The 20,036-nt window shown below is 43.4% G+C and carries 21 protein-coding genes; 1 reads left to right on the top strand and 20 read right to left on the bottom strand.

Annotated features, from left to right (window positions below):
- Window positions 1–12: 12 nt before the first annotated feature.
- The 7 genes from BLS28_RS06515 to BLS28_RS06485 form a co-directional block, all read right to left on the bottom strand.
- The gene (locus BLS28_RS06515; RefSeq protein ID WP_091163697.1) at window positions 13–1,335 is read right to left on the bottom strand and encodes an MFS transporter; all 1,323 of its coding nucleotides are present in this window, start codon (window positions 1,333–1,335) and stop codon (window positions 13–15) included.
- 60 nt (window positions 1,336–1,395) lie between these two features.
- Window positions 1,396–2,106, bottom strand: a complete 711-nt coding sequence (locus BLS28_RS06510) for a tetratricopeptide repeat protein (protein ID WP_091163695.1) — start codon at window positions 2,104–2,106, stop codon at window positions 1,396–1,398.
- 222 nt (window positions 2,107–2,328) lie between these two features.
- The gene (locus BLS28_RS06505) at window positions 2,329–2,661 is read right to left on the bottom strand and encodes a YnfA family protein (RefSeq protein WP_176844389.1); all 333 of its coding nucleotides are present in this window, start codon (window positions 2,659–2,661) and stop codon (window positions 2,329–2,331) included.
- Between the two features lie 119 nt (window positions 2,662–2,780).
- Window positions 2,781–3,305 (bottom strand): DinB family protein, encoded by a 525-nt coding sequence (locus tag BLS28_RS06500; protein ID WP_091163691.1) that lies wholly within the window; start codon window positions 3,303–3,305, stop codon window positions 2,781–2,783.
- A gap of 86 nt (window positions 3,306–3,391) precedes the next feature.
- Window positions 3,392–3,736, bottom strand: a complete 345-nt coding sequence (locus BLS28_RS06495; RefSeq protein ID WP_091163688.1) for a hypothetical protein — start codon at window positions 3,734–3,736, stop codon at window positions 3,392–3,394.
- Between the two features lie 47 nt (window positions 3,737–3,783).
- The gene (locus tag BLS28_RS06490; RefSeq protein WP_091163685.1) at window positions 3,784–5,112 is read right to left on the bottom strand and encodes an MFS transporter; all 1,329 of its coding nucleotides are present in this window, start codon (window positions 5,110–5,112) and stop codon (window positions 3,784–3,786) included.
- A gap of 70 nt (window positions 5,113–5,182) precedes the next feature.
- Window positions 5,183–5,713, bottom strand: coding sequence for a hypothetical protein (locus BLS28_RS06485; protein ID WP_091163683.1), 531 nt, complete (start codon window positions 5,711–5,713; stop codon window positions 5,183–5,185).
- 53 nt (window positions 5,714–5,766) lie between these two features.
- Here BLS28_RS06485 and BLS28_RS06480 point away from each other — a divergent pair, with 53 nt between their 5' ends.
- Window positions 5,767–6,024: a hypothetical protein gene (locus BLS28_RS06480; protein ID WP_091163681.1), complete on the top strand. Its 258-nt coding sequence runs from the start codon at window positions 5,767–5,769 to the stop codon at window positions 6,022–6,024.
- 817 nt (window positions 6,025–6,841) lie between these two features.
- Here the strand turns inward: BLS28_RS06480 and BLS28_RS06470 are convergent.
- The 13 genes from BLS28_RS06470 to BLS28_RS06410 form a co-directional block, all read right to left on the bottom strand.
- A complete protein-coding gene (locus BLS28_RS06470) occupies window positions 6,842–8,581 on the bottom strand; it encodes a thiamine pyrophosphate-dependent enzyme (RefSeq protein WP_091163676.1) in 1,740 nt (579 codons plus the stop codon).
- A 194-nt stretch (window positions 8,582–8,775) separates the two neighbouring features.
- Window positions 8,776–11,091: a TonB-dependent receptor domain-containing protein gene (locus BLS28_RS06465; protein ID WP_091163673.1), complete on the bottom strand. Its 2,316-nt coding sequence runs from the start codon at window positions 11,089–11,091 to the stop codon at window positions 8,776–8,778.
- Window positions 11,092–11,129: 38 nt separating this feature from the next.
- Window positions 11,130–11,525 carry a hypothetical protein gene (locus tag BLS28_RS06460; RefSeq protein ID WP_091163670.1) on the bottom strand — a complete coding sequence of 132 codons (396 nt, stop codon included), beginning with the start codon at window positions 11,523–11,525 and terminating at the stop codon, window positions 11,130–11,132.
- A gap of 1 nt (window position 11,526) precedes the next feature.
- On the bottom strand, window positions 11,527–12,294 hold the full coding sequence (locus BLS28_RS06455; protein WP_090525226.1) for an ABC transporter permease subunit: 768 nt from the start codon (window positions 12,292–12,294) through the stop codon (window positions 11,527–11,529).
- Window positions 12,287–13,006, bottom strand: coding sequence for an ABC transporter ATP-binding protein (locus BLS28_RS06450; RefSeq protein WP_091163667.1), 720 nt, complete (start codon window positions 13,004–13,006; stop codon window positions 12,287–12,289). The genes BLS28_RS06455 and BLS28_RS06450 overlap by 8 nt, the downstream gene beginning before the upstream one ends.
- Window positions 12,994–14,229 (bottom strand): nitrous oxide reductase family maturation protein NosD, encoded by a 1,236-nt coding sequence (locus tag BLS28_RS06445; protein WP_091163664.1) that lies wholly within the window; start codon window positions 14,227–14,229, stop codon window positions 12,994–12,996. The genes BLS28_RS06450 and BLS28_RS06445 overlap by 13 nt, the downstream gene beginning before the upstream one ends.
- 8 nt (window positions 14,230–14,237) lie before the next feature.
- On the bottom strand, window positions 14,238–14,663 hold the full coding sequence (locus BLS28_RS06440; RefSeq protein ID WP_176844387.1) for a nitrous oxide reductase accessory protein NosL: 426 nt from the start codon (window positions 14,661–14,663) through the stop codon (window positions 14,238–14,240).
- Window positions 14,599–15,228, bottom strand: a complete 630-nt coding sequence (locus tag BLS28_RS06435) for a hypothetical protein (protein ID WP_176844386.1) — start codon at window positions 15,226–15,228, stop codon at window positions 14,599–14,601. The genes BLS28_RS06440 and BLS28_RS06435 overlap by 65 nt, the downstream gene beginning before the upstream one ends.
- A gap of 53 nt (window positions 15,229–15,281) precedes the next feature.
- Window positions 15,282–17,258 (bottom strand): Sec-dependent nitrous-oxide reductase, encoded by a 1,977-nt coding sequence (gene nosZ / locus BLS28_RS06430; protein ID WP_091163658.1) that lies wholly within the window; start codon window positions 17,256–17,258, stop codon window positions 15,282–15,284.
- A 20-nt stretch (window positions 17,259–17,278) separates the two neighbouring features.
- Window positions 17,279–17,794 (bottom strand): c-type cytochrome, encoded by a 516-nt coding sequence (locus tag BLS28_RS06425; RefSeq protein ID WP_218134369.1) that lies wholly within the window; start codon window positions 17,792–17,794, stop codon window positions 17,279–17,281.
- Window positions 17,795–18,005: 211 nt separating this feature from the next.
- Window positions 18,006–18,434 carry an RrF2 family transcriptional regulator gene (locus tag BLS28_RS06420; RefSeq protein ID WP_091163655.1) on the bottom strand — a complete coding sequence of 143 codons (429 nt, stop codon included), beginning with the start codon at window positions 18,432–18,434 and terminating at the stop codon, window positions 18,006–18,008.
- Between the two features lie 22 nt (window positions 18,435–18,456).
- Window positions 18,457–19,419 (bottom strand): iron-sulfur cluster repair di-iron protein, encoded by a 963-nt coding sequence (gene ric / locus BLS28_RS06415; RefSeq protein ID WP_091163653.1) that lies wholly within the window; start codon window positions 19,417–19,419, stop codon window positions 18,457–18,459.
- A 325-nt stretch (window positions 19,420–19,744) separates the two neighbouring features.
- Window positions 19,745–20,020, bottom strand: coding sequence for a response regulator transcription factor (locus BLS28_RS06410; RefSeq protein WP_091163648.1), 276 nt, complete (start codon window positions 20,018–20,020; stop codon window positions 19,745–19,747).
- Between the last annotated feature and the right edge of the window lie 16 nt (window positions 20,021–20,036).

The following is a 20,036-nucleotide window of genomic DNA, read 5'->3' as shown; positions in this document are numbered from 1 at the left end:
GGCACAAATTAGTTAACGGGCGCTAAAATCCAAATTTTTATTGACGTTTCGTTCAGCCCTCAGCAAAGAAAACAACAAAACTAAGCCAACAATGAAAAATACACCCAATACCAAAACCGAATTTCGCGGACTACCGGTTATTTCTTCAAAAAAACCAAAGCTAAATACCCCGCCTACTATGGCCAGTTTTTCGGTAACATCATAAAAACTGAAGAAAGATGCCGTATCGGGGATATTTTCGGGCAGATATTTTGAATACGTTGAGCGCGACATGGACTGGATACCGCCCATCACCAAACCAACCACCACTGCTATGATGTAAAACTGTGTTTGTGTATAGGTAAAGTAAGCAGCTATACAAACCGCGATCCACAGGATCACCACACTAATTAAAACCCTTACGTTACCGTATTTACCCGACAGGCGCGACATAAGCGTAGCACCCAAAATAGCAACCAATTGAATAATTAAAATGATAGTGATGAGCTGCGGAGTTTCCATTTTAAGCTCTTTGGCAGCAAAACCGGTTGCCACCAGCATAATGGTTTGTACCCCCATGGAATAGAAAAAGAACGAGGGCAAAAACCTTTTTAGCAGTGGCATCCCCTTAACCTTTTTCCAAACATGGCCCAGCTCAATAAAACCACCTTTTATGATATTATGGCTATGACTTACTGCGTTGGGGCTGCCCTTAGGTAATACACTAAACGGGATCATGGCAAAGCCTATCCACCATAAACCTACCAGCAAAAATGATAAGCGCGGAGCAAAGGTTTTATCGACTATGCCAAACCATTCGCCCTTTAATACAAACAAAAAGCAGATAAGCTGCAACAACACACTGCCGATATAACCATAAGTAAAACCTTTGGCGCTCACCTTATCCTGCATATCAACTGTGGCAATTTCGGGCAGGTATGAGTTATAAAACACAAAACCGCCGCTATAACCGATAGCCGCCAGCGCAAAGCAAATGATACCCATCTCCAGGTGGTCTTTATCAAAGTTGAACAAAGCGCAACAAGCCGCCGAACCCAGCAGCGTAAAAAACAGCATGAAGATCTTTTTATTGCCTTTATAATCGGCAATGGACGATAATATGGGTAGCAGCAACACCATTACCAGGTAGGCGGCAGATAAGGCATAATCGGAAAGTGCAGTATTTACAAAGCTTTTCCCGAAAAAGTTAACCCTATCGCCATTGGCATGATTGGTAGTTATAGCTACATAGTATGCAGGAAAAATTGTTGAAGTGATGACAAGGTTATACGCCGAGTTGGCCCAATCAAAGAAAGCCCAGGCGCGTATGGTTTTTTTGTTGTTTTTATTTTCCATTTGCTCACTAAATGTATGCAAATTTTAGAAACTGCAAAAAACACCAATTAAATACAACACCTATCTTTCGCCAAGCATCTTTTTAATAGCCGCGGGTAAATCTGTTTTGTTATCGGCAACCAGCATAGCCCCTGCCCTTTCAGGTATCGATTTTTGCTTGTTGCCGGATACTTCGGCAGTTGGCCCATTTATACCACCGAAATACTTACCCATATCCCAGTTTATTTTAAAATCAATTTTCCTCGTATTATTAGTACCTTCTACCGAACAGGTTAAAACGTCATAGGCCGATCCTTTTTTGTTGGCAAGGCTTTGCCCTGCTACCTGTAAGTTACGATCATTTACCCGCAAGTTTCTTACAATCAAATACTCTTCATCCACGTTATTTACAACGTATTCATCGCGTGGGTCAATAGACGAATATTGAGGATCAAATTCATTATTTTTAGTGTAATATGCCCAAAGACAGGCATCCTTTAAACCTGACTGCAGTTCCTGCGAATTAGGGAATAGTTTATAAGCGTCCCAAGCGGAGGCAAAAGCATTTTCATAGTCCTGTTTACTGATATAAGCTGCGATTAAGCGCGAATAGCTGTACTCTGCGGTATGGTTAACATTTCTGGTATTTAATTCAACTGCTTTTTTTAAATACCAGATGGCTGAATCGGGCTTATGATCATTTAAATAGATAACTCCCAAAAAATGATACGAGCCGTGAAACGCAGGGTATTTTGCTACCGCAGCCAGGAAATTCAGTTTGGCGGCCGGCATATCTGTATTGATTTGTTTCAGGCCGTTTAAAAATTCTCCGGACGGGGGCCTGACAAAATGCCTTTATTGTACTTAAAACAAAAAATACAGCAATAATGAAATTTCTGCTATTCATGATGGGCTTAGATTTGTTGCTGCTAATATCAGTAAATAAGTTAAAAGACTTTACCTCAAAAAAATAAAAACGGTCGTTATCTTACCCATGGGCAGCTAACGGCCGATTTAATGCCCGCGCGGTGCATAAACAATGATACAAGCACCTGTCAATGCAATCAAAGCGCCGATAATATCATAACGGTCGGGCTTAAATCCATCCACCTTCCAGGCCCAGATCAATGCCAGTACAATAAAAATACCGCCATAAGCCGCATACACCCTGCCGAAATTGGCGGTTTGCCACGTTGCTACGATACCATAAAGCGCCAGGATCACCCCGCCCGCTATACCAAACCAAAGCGGTTTACCTTCTTTTAACCAAAGCCAAACCAAATAGCCGCCGCCTATCTCAAATAAACCGGCCAGCAAAAAAAGGGCAAATGAACGAATAATTGCCATTATTAAAATTTGAAAGGAACCACTTCGCTAAAGATATAAAAACGCAAACATTGGCCCGGGACAATCATAAAAAAAGGCCTCCCTTTCGGGAAGCCTTGATTATTTTTTATAAAACGGGCTTAGCTCCTGTCATAAAACGCGGGTGGTTCAATACCCAAAGTGCGAAGGTAAACATAGCCCTGGCCGCGGTGATGGATCTCGTTATCAATAACGTACTGTAAAATATAATTGACCAATCCTTCATATTGGCCAAATGCCAGTACTGTTTCCTGGAAACGCTCGGGCGTAATCTGCGGCCAATAGGTTTCAATCTCTTCAGTGGCCTCATCCCAAAGTTGCAGCAGTTCTGCCTTTGTAGTTGCTGCTATTTTACCTGTATGGTGATCCAAACCTGCAATTGGTGTCCAGTTATCTGTTACAACGCCTCTTACACAAGGCCCGCCCATACTAATAAACTCTTTAACCATATCGGCAAAGGGGCGCATACCACCTATCGAATAATTAAATAAGGCATCCTCCGGAAAAGCGTCTATAACCCTGCGGGTTACCCGGCGCTGGCCAAGCCAGCTTTGTAAAAGTTGATCGGGTGTATAAACAGATGCTGCTGCGGTTTCTGTTGATTGCTGATTTGTGTTAGTTTCCATTGCTTTGATGTTTTGTTTTTGATTACAATACAAAGTAACCAAACCATGGTGACAGCCCTATGTCAGCAGGAAAAAAGAAAAACTAACTAATTTGTGTTTTGGATAAACTCTACCACCTGTTGCTGCTCATTATTCGATAAAGTGCCTTCCGAATAATGCCATTTAGAAGTAACATCACCCTCAAAGCGGATCTGTCCTAAATATTCCGGATTTTTGTTATCATCCAGCAGCGGCTTGCTTTCACCAATTTCGGGAGCTATCTCCTGAATTTCAAAAAGCGTAGCTTCCCCATCGGCCCCACCTTTATAAAGTTTGTACAAGCCGGTGGCATTTAATTCATGATTTGTTGATTGATGCAGTACCGGCTCAATAATGATATTTCTTTGTGTGCCGTTATCGCCGGTAACGTTGTGGTTAACTGTGTGGATCATGGCTTATGATTTTATTTATTGATAGTACAAGCCTGCCGCCAAATTGTTTAAGCCTCCACTTCAACCCGCTGTTTGCTAAGTTTATTTTCTTTAAACATCAGCACGATGAGCATAATAAGCCCCAACACAAAAAAGCCGTCAAGGGCAAGTGTCGAGTCGCGCATCTCATTAGTCACAGCTTCCACAAAGCCAAAACAAAACAGGCCTACCACAATCGACAGCTTTTCGGTAACGTCATAAAAACTGAAATATGAAGCCGTATCCGGGATGTTTTCGGGCAAATATTTGGAATAGGTTGAGCGCGACAAGGATTGTACCCCTCCCATTACAATGCCAATGATCACCGCGGCAACATAAAACTGGGTAGAATTGGTGATAAAGTAAGCATACAAACAAATGGCCGACCAGATAGCCACCAAACCTACCAGCGTGCGTACATTACCGAATTTCTCCGACGATTTGGAGGCGATCAATGCACCGGGCACGGCAACCACCTGGATGATGAGCACAATAGAGATCAGGGCAGCATCGGGCATGTGCAATTCTTTGGCAGCAAAGTTAGCCGCAGCCAGCATAATGGTTTGTACACCAACCGAGTAAAGGAAAAACGACACCAGGAAGCGTTTGAGCAGCGGCATTTTGCGCACTTTGCCAAAAACCTTTGCCAGTTCTTTAAAGCCGCCGGTAAGCACGTTATAACTATGCTTGCCCGCATTGGGCTGCCCTTTCGGCAACATGCGGAACGGGATAATGGAAAAACCTATCCACCATACAAAAACCATCAGGAACGAGATCCGGGCAGGCAGCCAGTCGTCGGTAATGCCAAACCAATTAGGTTCAAGCACTACGATAAAGCATAATACCTGCACTACAATACTGCCTACATAACCATAAATAAACCCTTTGGCGCTCACAGCATCCTGCTTATCGGGCGTGGCTATTTGAGGGAGATAAGAATTATAAAACACAAAACCACCGCAATAACCTATAGAAGCAAGACCAAAGCAAAGCATCGGGATTTCCAACCCTGTGCCGGGCTTAAAGAAAAACAAACCCGCACAGGCCAGGCTACCCAACCAGGTAAACAATTGCAGGTATGATTTTTTATTGCCCCGGTAATCGGCTATGGAAGTAAGGATTGGCAAAATAGCCGCAACTATAAGGTAAGATAAACCGAGAATATAGTTTGATAAAACCGTATTAACATACCTGTGCCCCAAAAAAGTTACCATCTGGGTATTCTTCGAGTTAAACTTGGTAACCTCTACAAAATACGCCGGGAAAATAGTAGAGGTGATAACGATATTATATGACTGATTGGCCCAGTCAAACATGCACCAGGCCCAAATGGTTTTCTTGTTATTTTTTGCTTCCATTACGGGCTTAAAAGTAGGGAAATTTAGAGGAAGCCCGATTTACTGAAGAAAAATAAATTGCTTTATATCATCAACGACTGGAATTTATTTTAGGATGGTTCATATCATACTTTAGCCTGTAGTATATTAAAACAAAAATTACTATAAGCGTGAGGATTATAACGAAAACGCTCATGTTAAACTGTTTCTTTTTTTCAGGGGTATCTACCGATATTTTGTATTCCCATTCGATGCCATATTTATCCTTTAACCGGTTTGCAATATATTCAGTAAGCTTATAACATCCTGTTTTACGAAGGTCATTTACTTGTTCAAACGCCCGAAAACTGCAAAGCAAACAGATTTCTTCTGCATTTTTAACATAGATTTCAGAACAGGTGTTAATTCCCCTGGGCGAACCTTGATCAATTGTTATAAAAACCAGACTATCTGAACGAATATCAACTATATTGGTCTTTAGATGATCATTATGGATGATTGCTTTTGAATTTAAATGGATCGTTTTTTCGAAGGATAACATTGGGTTTTCATAAGAAACAATCAAGATATCATCATTTTCTTCCCTCAAAAACAAACCTGGAGCAAACTGCATTATCATCATGTAACGAAAGTAAAAAACATAATGTAGCTTTATTTTGATTTGTTGTAATTTTGATGAATCAAATAAGAAACGGCCAAATGTTCACCTATCTCCATTTTACAAACCAATTCGGCTCCTATCTTTATGATGATAATTTCCAGGCATTTTTAGCGGATACATTTACTGATCTTAGCTCATACAATATTTTAAAAAGTGATTACATGCGATCTGAAATATTGGGTATCGATTTGGGGTTCACCAATGAGGATGCTGTTATTGACGAAGATGAACTGATCGTTTTAGAACCCGGCCGGCAATATTCTCCCATCTGAATATTTACCCTAACCCGGATCTGCAATATGCGCCCCCATTTGAGATTTCATTTGACGATACCCGTGAAGAGGTCTTCAAAAAAGCAGGTGAGCCAACACAAACCAAACACGGAGATTCGCCGATACTGGATAAACCCTTCCTGGTAGACCATTACAAAATAGATAACCTTGTTTTAAGTATCGATTACGATCCGGCTGATGAGCATATTAATTTTATACAGATCAGGGACAATAACATTGTTGCGCATTTGAAATTGTAAGTCAACACTTTTTATTCATATATACCGCCTTGAAACCTTATCCTTTCTTCAACATCAAAACCCGTCCCCAGCACATATTCGCGATTGTGGCATTGTTATCAATTATACTTTCATTTTTTACGACTGCCGCAACAATAGATATCAATCTTCATGATACTTATTTCGTAGTATCAGCGGTTCATTTATGCCGCTTAATAGGCCTAATATTTTTTATCTTATGGGTTATTTATATAATAACCGAACCGATATTGCCTGTAGTTTGGTTAAAATGGGGACACGTGCTGGTTACATTGATTGCGTTAATTATAATTTCTTATTTTTCCGCACAGCTATCCATCCGCGGTCCGCATAAATACTATACCGATGGCCAGATCCGGGAAGCAGTCAACATTAACACTATAATTACTATTGCAACAACCGTATTGCTGACTGCGCAATTGCTTTTTGTAGCTAACCTTATGACGGGTATTGTCAAAAAGGCTTTCCTATCAAGTCATCGATATAAAAACCGGAAGATATAAACAGCATACATCTCCCGGTTATACGTATTGCCACCATTAATCAAATATTTCGGGCAGATGCTTGTAGTTACCTTTTACGGTAGCCAAAACCTCATCAAATTTACCGCCAAGCATCATTTTGGTCATGGAGACGGCCATTCCTTTAACCATTTTAAGTTCGATATGCGGCGGCATGGCAAGGGCAGTTCCGTCGGTATAAACATTTACTAAAACTGGTCCTGTGTGTGCAAAAGCTTCGGCTATGCCCTGCTCAAGGTCCTGCGGGTCGTTTATGGTGATCCCCTTTATGCCCATTGACTCCGCGACCATGGTAAAATCAGGATTGTGCATGTCCACTTCAAAATCGGGCAGGCCCATTACTTCCATTTCCAGCTTTACCATGCCAAGGCTCCTGTTATTAAATACAATGATCTTTATAGGCAGATCATATTGTTTAATAGTGGCTAAATCGCCTAACAACATGGAAATGCCGCCATCACCACACATGGCCACAACCTGCCTGTCGGGACAGGCCAGCGCCGCGCCGATAGCATGCGGCATAGCATTAGCCATAGATCCATGAACAAACGACCCGATCATCGAACGCCTCCCATTAGCGCTGATATGCCTGGCACTCCAAACATTACACATCCCGGTATCGCAGGTAAAAATGGCATCAACAGAAGCATATTCGTCTACAATAGCGGCTAAAGCTTCGGGATGAATAGCATCATGTTCACCAAAATCCTTAATATAGGCTTGCTGTTGCTCTTTTACTTTAGCATGTACATGCAATTGCGCATCTAAAAAGCTGTTGTCGGTTTTTTCTTTAATTAAAGGGATCAATGCTTTAATTGTAGATTTTATATCACCATAAAGCCCCATCGTTAATTTTGCCCGGCGACCAAGATTTTCAGGCTTGATGTCAATCTGCACTATCTTTTTGTCCTGGGGATAAAAGGGTGTGTAAGGAAAATCGGTGCCAAGCAGGATAACCAGATCACTTTCGTGCATACTATGATAGGCAGCAGGCAAGCCAAGCAGGCCGGTCATGCCTACCTCGTAGGGGTTATCATGCTCCAAAAACATTTTACCACGGAACGAATAACCAACCGGCGCTTTGATCAGTGCCGCCAGTTCAACCACTTCATCATGAGCACCGGCACAGCCTATCCCGCCAAAAATGCAAACTTTGGGGTATCGGTTAATCAGGTCGGCCAGCTGCACCAATTCTTCCCATACCGGGGTAATGTTGGCTTTGCAAAAAAAGTTATTTACCGACGAATCGATTTCAACAGCATCCTCCCCTGCCACATCGCCCGGTAAACCCAATACGCCAACCCCTTTGCGCTGAATAGCGGTTTGGATAGCCGCCTGTGCCATACGGGGTACTTGCTTGTTGTTGGCAGCCACCTGGTTATAGTAACTGCAGTCATCAAAAAGCTTGATAACATTGGTTTCCTGGAAGTAGTTACTGCCAAACTCTTTAGTAGCACAGGTAGATGCTATGGCTAAAACAGGTGCTCCTGACCGGTGAGCATCATAAAGGCCATTCACCAGGTGCACATGCCCGGGACCACTGCTTCCTGCACAACAGGCAAGCCCGCTCAGTTGCGCATCGGCCGAAGCTGCAAAAGCGCCTGCTTCTTCATTGCGTACGTGGATCCATTTTAATTCGGGCGTTCTGCGTACGGCATCATTAAGTTCGTTTAAACTATCGCCGGTAATGGCGTAAATACGTTTGATGCCGGCCTGTATCAGCATTTCTACAAGTTGCTCGGCTACTTTTTTTGACATGTTTGGGTTGTTTAGCGTTAGTGATGTGGTAATTTACTATCCATAACACCAAACACGTGCCATTTGTTAAGCAATTAACAGTCAAATATTTGTAATTAACATATTTTTTTAAGCTTTTTGATATACCGTGATTTCACGATAATGAATGATATATCGCAATCTAACCGGATTCGCAACGGATGTTTTTTTCATGATCATAGTTTTGAAACAGAATGACTGATACCTAATGAAAAGGTGCGCGGAGGGGCCGCCGTATAAGTATCCCCATAGCTATTTCCAGTAACAGTAGTTGCATATAGCTTATTGGTCAGGTTCATTACATTAAACCAAACTTCCAGCCCCTTCGCGCTGCCGCTGCTGATGCGATAGGCAGTGCGTAAATTAAAAAGATCATAACCACTGTAGGTTTTGGTATTAGCTGCATTTGTAAAATATTTACCCAAATGTTGCCATTCAACACCGGTTCTGAAGCCAGCGATAAAAGCGGGCTTCCAGGTAATCTCCGAATTAGCAATCCATTTTGGCGCATTGGTCATTTGATGACCGTCATAGCCGATGGATTTTCCGGCACTAATTTCACTATATTTATTAAAGGTATGGGACGCAAACGTTCCACCGATGCGAAAGGCAAGGCTTTTTACGGAGCCAACCAGGAGGTTATACTCTAAGCCTTTGTGGGTAGTAGCAGCAGCGTTGGCATATTGTGTAGTATTGTCTGCCTGGAGCAAGCTGATGATCTCATCTTTCCCTTGCAAGTAATAAGCAGTTAGCTCAAACCTGATCTTTTGAGAGAATAATGATGTCCAGCCGCCCAGTTCATAATTGTTATAAGTGGCCTGTTTAAGCGGTGTTAATTGCCTGGAATTGTAAAGGGTATTAGTTTCAGGCGGCTGAAAGCCCATACTGAAATTGGCATAAACGCCGCGCCCCTTCTGCAGGTCATAAGTTACGCCAAGCTTGGGCGCCAACACATCATATCGATTATGCTCCTGTTGTTTGTACTTGGTTTTTAAAGGAGGAAGCTGGTTGTCAAAATTGTAAACGAGCAGGTCATAACGCAGTCCGGCAGTAATTTTTATCCGCTTAACCGGCTCTGCCATATACTGTACATAGGATGCGGCATTAAACAGGTGAATCTTATAATTATCAATCAGCGAATCAGTGTTGATATAACCGGTATAATATTGAGCAGCAATATCTTTTTTAATATTCAGGAAGTTAGCATAAAACGAACTTGGGCTATTATCCAGGTAAATGCCTGCGATCAATTGTGAGTGCATAAAATTTAACTTTACCGTATGCTGGGCAAGCAAGCCAAAGCTGTAAAAACTCAGCTCATTTATTTGACCTGTTGACTTTAAGTATTGGCCCTTATTGTTGCGGACATCAGAAATGTAATAGCTGGGTAATTGCCCGGTGGAATTGTTTCTGTAAAAAAGCGTTAGAAAGGTGTGATTATCATCATTCCAATTATGATCAAGACGACTGCTGGCCCGGAATGCGTTCACCCTGCGGTAGGCAAAACGCTGATTACTACTGTAAGATCGGTTATAGAAACGTGCACTGTCAAGGTTTCCGGGTGTTTGTGTGTTAAGATAATTATAGGTACCGTATACTGTTAGCTTACTGTCGGCCCCCAGCGGATAGCTAACTTTAGCAGAAAGCGAATACTTATCAAAATCAGTATAATCCTGCCAGCCTTTTTCCTGGTGTGTGGCATATCCTGCCATATAAAACCCAACCTTTCCTGCCGTGAGCCCTCCCTGAATACCAGCCCGCAGGTAATGGTATTTATCTCCCTGTACATTGATTTGCCCTGCCGGGGTTACGGACTCTTTTGCCGTATTGAAGTTAACAGCCGCACCTATTGAGTTACTGCCATATAAAGACGAAGCTGGCCCCTTAATCACCTCAATATCCCGGATACCATCGGTATTGATCTCGTACAAAGCGTTATGATTGAATATGCCCGTCGGTCGGATCGGGATACCATCTTCCATGTAAAGATAAAGCGCGTTGTAAGTAATCGGTTGGCGGATAGCCATGGTATGCTGCTCATTACCGAGGTTCACCATATATACCCCCGCAACTTTATTCAACAATTGATAAGGAGCGGTTGCATGCGCTTCGCGGATGGTATTTGAACTTATCTTGCTGATTGCAGCCGGTATATCCTTGCGGGGCTGCTCCTGGCGGCCCGCAGTTACCACCACTTCCTCCAGGCCGGCAATCACCGGTTTTAGTTGAACTGTGAGCGAGCTATCGCACCTGATACAGCAAGTACCATAACCGGTACAGCTAACCATTAGGGAATCAGTTTTATTTTTATGCGCCAATATAAATTTGCCTGATAAATCAGTTGAGGTACCCAGCTTGCTTCCTTTGACACGGATACTGGCACCGACAACGGGTGCCTGGGTTTGGGCATCGACAACAACACCCCGTATTTTTTGCGCTGATGCCTGTAAAGTAAAGGCAATAGCAAAGCAGAACACGATAAAGTATTTCATTTTTAAACATCTTCTTGTTAAACCAAAATTGAATTTGCTCAGGAGAGCATGTAGCGGTGAACTGAAGATGCAGCGGGCGGCCGAAAGATAGCTCCGAGCGGGCGAAGCAGCAGGGCGAAGCTTACCAGGGAGGTAAAAATGGCCAGCAGTTTGATGTGTACAGTAAATTGATTAACGCCGTGATAATAAGCCTCAAAAATAATTTCTTTAACGGTTCGGTTTTCGTTGCTTTTCTCTTCACTATTAGCCTTTTTAAGCTGTTTGCTCAGGAAACACCTGCCGTTGCAGTGTAGCATGGGCCTTGACTTATTGGCGCAAAGTTTTGCCGCAATATAATCCTGGTTGAGCCGGAACCCCGCATAAAGCCATAGCGAGTTCAGGTTCATAACCAGTACCGAGAATAGGAGTAATATGGCGGTGAAACGGCGAAACATCTTACAGATCTTTTTTGGAGAAAATTTTAAGCGCCAGTAGTACGGGTAAAACAGACCAGATAAATAGCATCGAAACACTGAAGGCAATGCCTGTACCGCTTCCGAAAAACTGTCGGTAAAGCGCGCCGGTGTAACCCATCAGAGCAGAAATATCCAGTTTTAACAAGATCATGATCCTTGCCAGGTCTACGGGATTTAAAGCCGTGAGCACAATCATGGCTTTTTCCAACGGATAATCGCTAAAGGTGAACAGGAACAACAGCACCAGGGCATCATAAATAATGGCCGCATAGAACCAAATCATTAGCGCAAGCCCAATCCCCTTTGATTTATCCCTGGTTTTAGTGGAAGCCCAGAAAGCGAGCGAAGTAAAACTTAAGGTTACCAAACCTCCGGCAACCATTAGGGTGATGCCCGTAGCTGAGAGTGCAAACAAAGCAACCGGCAGGCAAACTCCGAGCACAAAAGCGCCGAGGATAGAGCTACTGATGCCGAGGTATTCTCCCAATAAAATATCCCTGCGTTTGATAGGCTGGGAAACAAGCAATTCGGTAAACTCCGCGGCGTTGAAATAATAGGTGGTTGCATAGATAATACTGACCAGCGGCACAATGATCATCACAATTGTTGTAATACTTACCAGTCCTTTAATCACATCGCTGTCTGACAGGAAGATGACCGTACAAATGGTAGCGAGCAACAACGTGTAGGCAATGAGTACCTTACTGCGTATGATGTCGAGAATAATATATTTGGCTATCTTAAACATGTTCTTCAGTTAATAATCGGGTCAATATTTTACCCAGTTTCTGCTCACCTGTCTCCATTTGCAGCGCAGCCAGCGGCTCATAAAATTTGATCTTGCCTTCATAAAGGTACATCACGGTATCAGCTAACTCCTCCGACTCTGAAAGGATATGCGAGGTGATGATCACAAGCCTGTTATTTGCTTTTTCGGCGAGGATCTTTTGTTTTAAAATCTCGGTGGCAAAGGGATCAAGACCAGCTGTGGGTTCGTCGAGTATCAGTACGTCAGGATTAAACATAAAAGCAAGGGCGGCGCTCACTTTCTGCCTGGTACCTCCGGAAAGTGTCCTCATAGGCTTATGGTACATACTTTTGAGCCGGTAAGCCTCAATCAGGTCTGTATCAGGTATTTTATTGCAGTTACGAATATCAAGCATCATGTCAAACAACTGGCCAATCTTCATATTATCCGGGTAACGCCCGATCTGCGGCATATAGCCGATATATTTTTTATAATCAAAAGTCTTGTTGACTCTGGCTCCGCAAAACCGGATGTCGCCTTCGTCGGGTATAACCATACCGAGTATACTTTTGATCATGGTTGTTTTTCCGGAGGCGTTCGGCCCCAAAACAGACACAATGTTGCCGCTTTCAAAATGACAACTAATATCTTTTAGCACCTGCAATTTGCCGAATGTCTTTTTAATGTGGCTTAGTTCAATTAACGTGTCCATGGTTTCATTTTAGGGTTTATATCTTTAACAGATTCAGGGGTAAGAGATGGGATAGCCCGTTCAACCTTGTCTAAAAGATTGACCATAAAACTCCGCATCAACATCACGCTTTGCGGAATTTGCTCCATTATCTGCGCATAGAGGCTAACCGGCCGGTAGGGTACATCACCGGTGCCATCTTTATTCAAATCATAACCTTCATACTTGTCCCAGTAGTTCTGATCAAATTTATTAAGGTTGAGTAACCCGTTGGTTGTCACATCAAAAGAGTTCGACTCGAAATTATTCCGCTCAAACGTGCCGTTTTCACAATTAGCCAGTATACGCATAGCCCAACCGTTATTGATAAAGGTATTATTGTTAGCCGTCATGAGGTTGCAACCCTCCATGTAAATACCCGTCGTATTCCTAACGAAACGGTTGCCAACAATTTGAGACCGGGTAATATCTTTCAGCAGCAAACCATAAATGGAGCTTCCCCAGTTTTCAATAAACAAATTATCAAACATTCGTATCCGTTTGGAATACATCACCGCGACACCTGATCCGTTATTGCGAAAAGTGTTTTTTTGATACAGATCATCGTCCGAAAACATGAAGTGCAGCCCATACCTAAAGTTCCGTTCACTGGTATTACTGATGATCCTGCTCTTTTTCACAAATTCAAAGTAGATACCGTCGCGGTGGCGGGTAGAATAATTATTCATAATGATAACATCATGACATTGCCAGGCATGAATGCCGTTACCGGCCGTAAGCTCGGTACCAGTGCCACTGGTTGTATTACCAATAACAGACACATGATCGCAATCGGACAGGTAAATCCCAAAAAAGTTATTGATTAACCTGTTATTACTGATCGTAACATTGTGTACCTTATGCAGGCGGATACCGGCATAGTCGCGCATCGAACCGGTTTTAGAGTTTTTGAGCACAAAGCCGCTGAACGTAACACCATTCGTCAGGATAGTCACTACCTCTTCTTTATAATTTGCGTCCAGCACAGGATACCCATCGCCAATGATGGTCAGTCTTTTGGTGATAAGTGTATTGTACGAATAATAATACCCCTTCTTCACCTTGATCGTATCACCATCGGCAGCCTCAGCAACAGCTGCCTTTAAATCAGGCAGGGCAGTATCCACGGCCACTACAAGTGTACGTGCATGCGAAGCAACAGTTACCGCCACGGCAAAAAGACAAATGAGCGAGATCCTTTTCATGCGATCTTTTATTTAACAAGTTCATTCCAGGTCAGCAGTTTCCCGTTTCCGTTGCCAAGAAAGATTTTCGCCTCTTGTTCGGAAGCAAGGGCCGCGAGGTTACCGCCCATCGGAGAACTGATCTTTTGGTCATGTATATAGGTGCATTTGCGGGCATCCATAAGTGTACCGCCTGACTTGTAGTTTACGACAAGGTAAGTATCCGCATCGCCAAACTGCCCACGTTTTTCGCTGATGTAACCCAGCATACACTCTGCAGAATCGAACTTATAAACCTTGCCTTTGGAAGTTACGATCTCTGCACCGAATTTACGGTCCATAATTGTCATCATACAGTGTACGCAGGCATCTTTTCCATATTGCAGGGCCTCAGGCTTTTGACTGCAGGCGGTGATCCAAAGCGCCAGCAGCACGATCATTCCTCTCTTTTTCATTTCTTTTACCATTTCTTATTTCGATGTATAATGTAGCAGCGGTAATTATTCCGGCCAGGCCGATCAGCATCCCCCCCGTAGCCGGAAAAGACCCTGCCAGGAAGTTCAGAAGTTGTTTATACCCAACCAGCGGAGGTTGATAATACATGCCTTCAACTTTAATGGCTGCATGAGGATCAAGATTGTGCCCATAGTTGTATTCCCATAGGTAAAAATCAATAAATCCGGTGGCGGCAAAAACGATCATCAGCGCCAGCAAGCCAATCAGCAGTTTTCTGCTGCCTTTTACTGAAGCAACCGACCCGATCAGGATGAGTAACCCGAACACATAGGGGGCAATCTTAAATTCGGCAAAGTTCTGCGGGTCGATATGCTGCATGCCGATATAATGGTTAAGCCCATTGATCTGCAGCACGTTTCCTGTGATACCATTCAGCCATATATCCATACTCAGGCCCTCGGGGTATTGTGGTGCGGACAAGGTAATCTCCCATAAAGGAAGAAAATACGCTGTTAGCAGCAGCACCATGGCTGCAGCTATTGCTATTCTTGAACCGGTTTTCATATTATTGGTATTAATGGGAGGACACAGGGCCCTCCCGTTGAATAAAAGATCTATTACCTTGCCGCCAGGTTTTCTCCCAGGTGGAAAGTAAGTGGTACGTTTGAGCCTTTAGGCGATACCCTAAAGTAACCAGACATCTCCTGGTGCAATGCAGAGCAGAAGTCGGTACAATAGAATGGGAAAATACCAGTCCGGTCAGGTGCCCATTTCAGTGTGGCGGTCTCGCCCGGCATGATCAACAATTCTGAGTTATTGGAACCTTTGATGGCAAAGCCGTGCGGAACGTCCCAGTCCTGCTCCAGGTTGGTCACATGCACATACACATCATCACCCTGATTTATGCCTTCTATATTGTCCGGGGCCAGGTGAGACCGGATAGCAGTCATGTATACATCCACCCGGTTGCCTTTTCTTACTACGCGGGCTTCTTTCTCTGATTTAGCAGCGTATGGATTATCATTCTCTTCCAGTTTAAAAAACTTCACAGAATTTTTCTCTATTTTCTCCGCCGGTATGGTCTGCGCATAGTGCGGCTCACCAATGGTCGGGAAGTCAAGCAATAGTTTCATCTTGTTGCCGGTAATGTCAATCAACTGGGCAGATTGCGTTAACTCAGGACCGGTGGGCAGATAACGGTCTTTGGTGATCTTGTTCAATGCAATCACATATTTACCGTATGGATGCCTGGAATCGCCGCCCGGTACAGAAAGGTGGCCGATAGAATAATAAGTTGGAATACGATCGATGATCTCACGTGTGTCCACTTTCCATTTTACAATCTCTGAAGACACGAACATGGACGTATAAGCATAACCTTTACCGTCAAATTCGGTATGCAGCGGACCTAAACCCGGTTTTTGCACTTCACCTTCCAATACAGTATTATATTTCAATACCGGAATACCGTCAAAATCCCCTTCAAATTGTTTTTGGTCAATAGCACCAAGCATCTTCTTAAACGAAAATACAGGAATCACCGCGGCCAGTTTACCGCTGGCTACAAAGTATTCGCCGTTGGGTTCCACGTCAACACCGTGGGGTGATTTTGGGCAGGGAATATAATAGATTAGTCCCGGATAATCTTTTACATCCAGCATGGTCACGTCGTTTTCCATGGCTGAAGTAGCTGAGTGGGTGCGCTCGTTATAGAGGTTATGCGCGTATTTAGCAGGCACTTTACGCCCCTTGCCCTGGGCCACCAACTCTTCTGCTTTTTTCCAGTTCACCGCCATGATAAAGTCCTTGTCGCGTTGACTGGCATTAACTTCAAGCAAGGTATTGGCTTGCTCCGTATTATAACAGGTAAAGAAGATCCAATCATGTGAGGGGCCTTTGCCGGCATGTGCCAGGTCATAATTAAAGCCAGGAACAATCAATTGAAAGGCAATGTTCATGCGGCCTGTGTTCTTATCTACTTTGATAAAAGTCGCGGCACCTTTGAACTTCTTTTTGAAATCACCTATCGATACATCCTTATCTCCATCAAGCGGTACGCTAAAACGAGTGTTACCTACTATATACTCGGTATTTTCTGTACAAAATGGAGATGCGTGGTTACCGGCAACGTTTGGTAACTCCAGAATTTCTTCCGTTTTGAAAGTTGCCAGGTTGAGACGGGCAATGCGTGGCGTATTATTGCCGTTGATGAAAAGCCAGCGGCCATCATCTTCGCCATTGGTTTTGGAAAGTTCAGGATGGTGCGTGTCGTCCCAGGGCACAAATCCGTGCGAGGTGTTGAGCATTGGTTTGGTCTCTTCTGAGTAGCCATAACCATTTTCCGGGTTCTGGGAAAACACAGGTATCACTTTAAGCAACCTGCCGGAAGGAATACCATACGCTGCAATCTGGCCGCTGAAGCCACCGGAAGCGAACATGTACAATTCATCATGCTTGCCGGGCGCTACGTATACTTTTTTGGCAGCATCTTCATCGGTGGCCGCCTGCCCCGTTTTACCTGCTTTACAACCGCTGGCGATGGCAATCGCCCCCAGTCCCGCTAACAACAGGGTAGTTTGTGAAATTCGTTTCATGGTTTAAACATATAAAGAGGTTATTGATCGTTTTTTCTCAAATACTCAAGTATCTGTCGGGTTTCATCGTCACTTACATTCTGAAAACTCATCTGAGTCAGATATTTTGCTAAAAGCGCTTTACCCACGGGGTCTTTTTGTTCCATTTCTACCGGATTGGTGATTTGGTTCATGATCCATTCCGGCGTACGGCGTTTGGTTACCCCTTTCAGGCCGGGCCCAACTACCTTCTGATCTGTGATCTGGTGACAGGCGGAGCACTTGGCAGTAAAAACTCCTTTGCCTTTGTCGGCCATTGCATTGTCGATTGCGCCGATCTCCACGCTTGTGAATTTACCTACGCCCTTGCTTTCACTTTTGGCGGCTGGGTCAACGTCTGCTGAAGATGCGGCCGAACTATTTTCGGCATTGGCAGCCGGAGCAGATTCCGTCGCCTGTTTATCACCCCCATTGGAAGGGCCGCAAGCGGCCAAAAGAGCCATACCTCCTATAAAGGCGGCCCGGATAAAGCTGGTTGAAATTTTCATTATTTTCATATTTATAATACTTCGAAATTGCTTTATTAATTTTGACTATTTCATGATTTAAATCATGTTTTTTTAGTGATATATCTCATTTAAATAGCATTTTATATGATATATAATATACTTATAGATTCCGCCTCAAAGCCACTCTTTATAAATAAAGATATTTTTATCTTTTATTGTTTTAAACTTGTCCCCTCCTGTTTGTTGAATAAAAATTTGCTTATTTTAAAACGTACTTATTTTGCTGGTAATCGCTTACCAGGTCTCGAAGGGATTTTTTGTTAAATTCGAGGAGCAGTTGTGTCCGTACCGTCTTAATTTCGTCGTGCACCGAACAAGGCTTCGTGTCGGAACAGTTTTTAAGTCCAAGTATGCAGGCATTGAATAGCCCGTCCCCTTCAATAGCCCGGATAATATCAATCAGGTAAACCTTGGCGGAGTTTTCAATATAAAAACCTCCGTGCGGACCTTTGCTGGAGGAAATGACGCGCTTTCGGGATAACCCCTGCAGGATCCTGGCAGTGAAATGTACAGGTGCACCTATCGCTTCAGCGACCTCTGAGATGCCGGTCTTTTCTTTGTTCAAGGTCTTATAACCAACATATACTGCCGCCCTGATGGCATATTCACATGATTTAGATAATAACACTACTATCCTTTCAACTTAAAACTTATAATTGAGAATTATCTTTTAACTGCTGTTCGAGTTGAACCGACTTTGGAAACAAAATATTGTTCTCGAGGTGTATATGTGTGTGCAGGTCATTTTCAAACTCCTGCAACTTTTGGAAAAGGATGCGATACGAGGTACAGGCATCTTCTGGAAGCGCATAGTTATTTGTCATTTGCCTGATCTCTTCGAGTTCTTCTCCCGCTCCTTCATGCTCCATCTCCATCATTTGAATGGGATTCATAACCCCGCCAAACGGTGCCGGCAACACAGCGGTACCTAATTCCCGGGCTGTCACCATATCCCTGATATAAGGAAAAAGGATGCGCTCCTCTTTAATCATGTGCATGCTCAGTTCCTGTGCCACCGTAGCGAATACGTTAGCCACCCCAATCAATTCGGGGTGTTTGTCCCCGTGTACACGCGCCACTTTTGTTGCAAGTTCACCAATAAAGGGGATATCGTCACGCACATATTTATGATGGACATTTACTACGTAGTCACTTAAAAAATCAAGAGCCCAGTCCTGAAAATTATGAGCATTTACATATTCTCCGCTATCCGCCGACTGCAGTGCGAGCTTCACTTCTTCAACGGCAAGCCCTTTTTTCACGCAGGCTTCTGTTAATGTTTTTTTGCCGCCGCAGCAGAAATCAATGCCGAGTTTTTTGAAAACCATCGCCTTCCTATAGTCTTTAGCAACAATCTCACCAATTGTCTCTTCCTGGTTATGCGGGTTCTTTTTACCAATCAGAACCCTCCAAACCTCCGGGCCGCTCGTCAGATATTCCCAGTTAAAGATCTGTCCGCGCTCTGCCAGCAACTGATAATAAAGCGGTTTGGGGTCATGATCATTGTGAATGATCAATTCCTCACCGCCGGTCAGCTCATCGAATCTCTTAAAAATAGTGGGATGTTTTAGTTTTGGTTCAATGACCGTTACATCCAAAATTTGTGTTTCCATTTGTTATTAATTTAATAGAAGACAAATTTATCCTTTATTATTGTTCTTGTATATTTTAGGCTGTTCTTTTTTTGTAAATGTGATAACAATCAATTTTTAAAGCGTAAAAGTGACCGCGCTCATTAGCTCCGGCTGAAACTTTGAAAAGCATTGCCGTAATTTCAGTAAAAAATAGTCATGGCACGTTAACCCGATATTTGAGGCAAATTACCGGGCGTTCAACCGAAGGGAAATCAGATTATGTCCAGGCACTTCCGGATACAGTTGATAAGCTCAGCTTCGTCATATGGTTTAATGAGATAGTTTTGTATTCCCATCACTTTTGCTATGTCCTGGTCCCTCTTTTCGGAAAGTGCGGTAGTAAAGATAAAGGGGATGTTTTTTTAAGGGAATCCTCTTGAAGCTGATTGAACACATCGTATCCGCTAATACCCGGCATAACTACATCCGAAATAATCAAGTCCGGGTGTAAATCAGTCAGGTACAATCCTGCCTCGCCGCAGTCGGCAACCAGCACTTCGAAACCGTAAAGCTCCAGCAGCTCTGCTGCGTTTTCCCGAATGTCCTGGTTGTCTTCGATTAGGAGAACTTTGTTTTTCATATCCGGCGTGTTAATC

It is taken from the genome of Mucilaginibacter gossypii, assembly GCF_900100945.1.
Taxonomy (GTDB): Bacteria; Bacteroidota; Bacteroidia; order Sphingobacteriales; family Sphingobacteriaceae; genus Mucilaginibacter; species Mucilaginibacter gossypii.
The sequence above is the reverse complement of the archived record's forward strand: the minus strand, read 5'-3'. Positions and strand labels throughout refer to the sequence as shown.

Excerpts from the sequence above, each read along its gene's own strand:
- BLS28_RS06510 (WP_091163695.1), bottom strand. The coding sequence starts at position 2,106 with ATGCCGGCCGCCAAACTGAATTTCCTGGCTGCGGTAGCAAAATACCCT.
- BLS28_RS06485 (WP_091163683.1), bottom strand. The coding sequence starts at position 5,713 with ATGATGATAATGCAGTTTGCTCCAGGTTTGTTTTTGAGGGAAGAAAAT.
- nosZ (WP_091163658.1), bottom strand. The coding sequence starts at position 17,258 with ATGAAACGAATTTCACAAACTACCCTGTTGTTAGCGGGACTGGGGGCG.
- BLS28_RS06515 (WP_091163697.1), bottom strand. The coding sequence starts at position 1,335 with ATGGAAAATAAAAACAACAAAAAAACCATACGCGCCTGGGCTTTCTTT.
- BLS28_RS06410 (WP_091163648.1), bottom strand. The coding sequence starts at position 20,020 with ATGAAAAACAAAGTTCTCCTAATCGAAGACAACCAGGACATTCGGGAA.
- BLS28_RS06460 (WP_091163670.1), bottom strand. The coding sequence starts at position 11,525 with ATGTTTCGCCGTTTCACCGCCATATTACTCCTATTCTCGGTACTGGTT.
- ric (WP_091163653.1), bottom strand. The coding sequence starts at position 19,419 with ATGGAAACACAAATTTTGGATGTAACGGTCATTGAACCAAAACTAAAA.
- BLS28_RS06500 (WP_091163691.1), bottom strand. The coding sequence starts at position 3,305 with ATGGAAACTAACACAAATCAGCAATCAACAGAAACCGCAGCAGCATCT.
- BLS28_RS06495 (WP_091163688.1), bottom strand. The coding sequence starts at position 3,736 with ATGATCCACACAGTTAACCACAACGTTACCGGCGATAACGGCACACAA.
- BLS28_RS06455 (WP_090525226.1), bottom strand. The coding sequence starts at position 12,294 with ATGTTTAAGATAGCCAAATATATTATTCTCGACATCATACGCAGTAAG.
- BLS28_RS06450 (WP_091163667.1), bottom strand. The coding sequence starts at position 13,006 with ATGGACACGTTAATTGAACTAAGCCACATTAAAAAGACATTCGGCAAA.
- BLS28_RS06435 (WP_176844386.1), bottom strand. The coding sequence starts at position 15,228 with ATGAAAACCGGTTCAAGAATAGCAATAGCTGCAGCCATGGTGCTGCTG.
- BLS28_RS06440 (WP_176844387.1), bottom strand. The coding sequence starts at position 14,663 with ATGAAAAAGAGAGGAATGATCGTGCTGCTGGCGCTTTGGATCACCGCC.
- BLS28_RS06425 (WP_218134369.1), bottom strand. The coding sequence starts at position 17,794 with ATGAAAATAATGAAAATTTCAACCAGCTTTATCCGGGCCGCCTTTATA.
- BLS28_RS06465 (WP_091163673.1), bottom strand. The coding sequence starts at position 11,091 with ATGAAATACTTTATCGTGTTCTGCTTTGCTATTGCCTTTACTTTACAG.
- BLS28_RS06480 (WP_091163681.1), top strand. The coding sequence starts at position 5,767 with ATGAATCAAATAAGAAACGGCCAAATGTTCACCTATCTCCATTTTACA.
- BLS28_RS06490 (WP_091163685.1), bottom strand. The coding sequence starts at position 5,112 with ATGGAAGCAAAAAATAACAAGAAAACCATTTGGGCCTGGTGCATGTTT.
- BLS28_RS06505 (WP_176844389.1), bottom strand. The coding sequence starts at position 2,661 with ATGGCAATTATTCGTTCATTTGCCCTTTTTTTGCTGGCCGGTTTATTT.
- BLS28_RS06445 (WP_091163664.1), bottom strand. The coding sequence starts at position 14,229 with ATGAAAAGGATCTCGCTCATTTGTCTTTTTGCCGTGGCGGTAACTGTT.
- BLS28_RS06470 (WP_091163676.1), bottom strand. The coding sequence starts at position 8,581 with ATGTCAAAAAAAGTAGCCGAGCAACTTGTAGAAATGCTGATACAGGCC.